Below are 3,122 nucleotides of genomic sequence, written 5' to 3' on the forward strand. Positions count from 1 at the left end.
AACCGTCCGCTAACGAAATTGCAAAAGTGCATATTCTAAAAGCGGACATTTTTACTTTGGAGAAACCGGACATTTCTATTTGGGGCTTACAGTGTTATTTCGTATAACGTGTATTATGTTAATTTTAGAAAAACTTAAAATAAACACTACTAACTCTCTAGAATATTTTAATTTATTAAATAATAAAAAAGTTTAATTTATTGTGATTAAAGTAATTTTAATATAAAAAATATCACTTTATCTCTTAATCTGAATCTACGAAATGTATATCTTTATTGATGAATCTGGTTTATTTAGACCAACTGATAATAATCGTGCATGTAGTACTATCGGTGCACTTTGTGTACCCGATGAGTCCATGGAGAAAGTAGAAAACGCCTTAAATGATCTTAAAAAGGCTTTAGATATCGAAAGTGAAAATGAAATTAAAAACCCAAGACCAGATTGTTCTTCACAACCTTTTGAATTATTCATCACCGAATTAAAATCTTTAAATTGTAGTTTTGAGGCATTAGTTACCAATATTTCTATTGATGAATCAGAAACAATTATTCAAAGAAAGAACTTAATTATCAAAGGTATTGAAAAATATATCGAAAAAGAAAAATTAGTAGGAGAGGAATTAAATCATTCAATGGAGGTTAAAAGTTTACTAGAAAAGCTAAGCCTTCAATTATTTCAACAAGTTTATATGCAATGTCATCTACTCGTAGGATTAATTGAAAAAGCTGTAAACTTTTATGCAAAATTATCCCCCCAATCATTGTCATCATTTCAGTGGCGATTAGATCAAAAAGGAATAGAGGCTAACGCAAGAAATTTTGAAAAAGTTTTTGAATCCTTATACTTAACTATTGCTGTTTCTTCAACTTTACGTAGTCCCATGAGATTCGTATTCGAAGAAGGTAGTGACTTTAATTATTTACTAAAGTCATTCTGTGCTAAAAAATGTGATGAAAAACTAGAAAATGACGCTAAATTATATGAAATTGATGTGTCTACATTAAAAGACTATATGCACTCAATCCAATTGGGTTCTATTTTAGCTGAAGACTTTAAATTCACAGATTCAAAAACATCTCATGGTTTACAAATAGTGGATTTATTAGTAAGTAGCACTAATCGTTGCCTTAAAAGAAATTTTACAGACAATGAAAAAATGGCCAGACTCCTAGGAGGACTCATGATAAATTCACCAGATTATGAGAAATATGCTATTAGGACAGTTCGTTTTGATGGAAGTATTAGTCACGCAAAAGGTGCTGAAGATACGATTAAACTCTATAAACTTATGGATCAATCATCAAATAAAGTCTTCACTGAACAATTTAAAAAAAATCTATTTATAAATATGCAAAAGCTCAAAGCACATAATTAGTTACAGGGTCGTATTATGTTAATTTTAGGGAAATTAACATAATACAGAGATTCCTATATCTATTTCACTTTTGGTAACTTACGTTGTTCAAGAAGTATATTAATGCTTTTACTTACTAGATTATTAGAAATACCAAGTGTTTGTGCAATTTCTTTATGAATGTTACTAGGCCAATTCTCTTGTGGACCAACAGGAGCATGGGTATAAACATTGTTAATTATAATTGGAGTAGCCTTTCCTTGAGACCATCTTTTTAGGAGAATCATTTCATTATTCATTTTTTCAAAAGTTCCGTTAATACGAAGCATAGATCCACTTAAAGATTTTTTCTGTTTTATTCTTAAGTAATTTAATAACTTAGTTATAAAAAGCTGTGTATATGATTTATCTTCCTTAGAGTTTTTATGTAAAACTACCATTTGATGAACCATTCCATGGCAACGATTTACTAATGCTAAAGAACGTCTTGATATTAATAGACTTTCATTTTCAATTTTATGTATTTTTAAACAAGTCTCTTGTAACTTAGATATTTCTTTATAAAGTGAACCTAGGGCACTTTCATTTCCGAAAGAAATTAATCTAGCTTGATTAGCATTAAATATGAGATATTTAGCCGTAATTTCTAGAATATTCGCAGCTATATGAAGGTCTTTTTCTATATTATCTCCATTCTTTAATAACGCATTTATTTCTTCTATCTCTAAAGAAAAATTACTTATTCGTCTTTGACAATCACTTGTGTGCAACAATAGAAGAATAGTTTGCTGTCTTTCAGAAGCGAATTTTCCAACTAATAGAGCAATAAAAATTAAGCCTAAAACTACAACAAGAACTGCAATAAGACGGCCAAATCCTATAGGACTTAAATCTCCATATCCAAGTGATGTAAAAGTCACGATACTAAAATATAAGGCATCGAAAATATCTATATTCTCTTTATTTAAAGAATGGGCATGAGGGATTAACCAGAAATACACTGCTGATGAAAAAATAACTATAAAACCAAAAATAAATAAATCTAGATAAGATGCTCGCTCTACAAATCGTCCTATAGGTGTCGTCAGATAAGTTTTCTGATGTGGCTTTTCTAACTTTGGAATTAATGTTTGTTTTTCAATATCGTTAGACAATTTGTTACCCCTAATAATAAAATTTATGATGAGCGATGATATAGATCGTTCATATTTAGATAAAGTTTAAAATGCTATTTAACATACTGGTGCTTATACGAAATTCAATTTAAATAATATTGTAATATCAACAAGTTAAGATAAAAGAGAAAGTTAAAAGATCAGCAGAATCCCGGCTTGGAAACAAGTCGGCTTTTTTTTTAAACAGTTCTGATATTTTTTTCCAATTAAATTGATTATTATTTAATCAAATTAAAACTTAGTTCAATGTTCCCGGCCTTCCCTAGGCAGAAAATATCCCCAATTTCTGCGGATAAAACAGGGATAGTTCTTAGGCAAAGTTGTACGCATTTGCTTACGTCAATTCCGGTCCTTGGCGTCTATACGATCATGCCGTAATTTCCTATGATGGATTCATCAGGAACAGGAAGTTCCACAGAATAATAAGAACATAGATACGCACAAGGACAGTAAGGTACGACAGGAGTTATACCGAGCGAACCAATACGAAAAACCCCGACAGGATAATCTGCACCCCGAAAGTTGGACACTCTTAGTCTAATTTGAAGGGTGCTTTTTAATGGCTAAATATTCTCAAGAATTTAAATTAA

At 30.3% G+C, this 3,122-nt stretch carries 2 protein-coding genes; one reads left to right on the forward strand and one right to left on the reverse strand.

The features are described 5' to 3' along the window. Positions 1 to 262 precede the first annotated feature (262 nt). Complete coding sequence (locus NI462_RS14790) at positions 263 to 1,378, forward strand: DUF3800 domain-containing protein (RefSeq protein WP_253161216.1); 1,116 nt, start codon at positions 263 to 265, stop codon at positions 1,376 to 1,378. Between the two features lie 59 nt (positions 1,379 to 1,437). Here the strand turns inward: NI462_RS14790 and NI462_RS14795 are convergent, their stop codons facing one another. Next, positions 1,438 to 2,511, reverse strand: coding sequence for a potassium channel family protein (locus NI462_RS14795; RefSeq protein ID WP_253161218.1), 1,074 nt, complete (start codon positions 2,509 to 2,511; stop codon positions 1,438 to 1,440). Between the last annotated feature and the right edge of the window lie 611 nt (positions 2,512 to 3,122).

The organism is Acinetobacter lwoffii, assembly GCF_024129715.1.
GTDB lineage: Bacteria > Pseudomonadota > Gammaproteobacteria > Pseudomonadales > Moraxellaceae > Acinetobacter > Acinetobacter lwoffii_U.

Excerpts from the sequence above, each read along its gene's own strand:
- NI462_RS14790 (WP_253161216.1), top strand. The coding sequence starts at position 263 with ATGTATATCTTTATTGATGAATCTGGTTTATTTAGACCAACTGATAAT.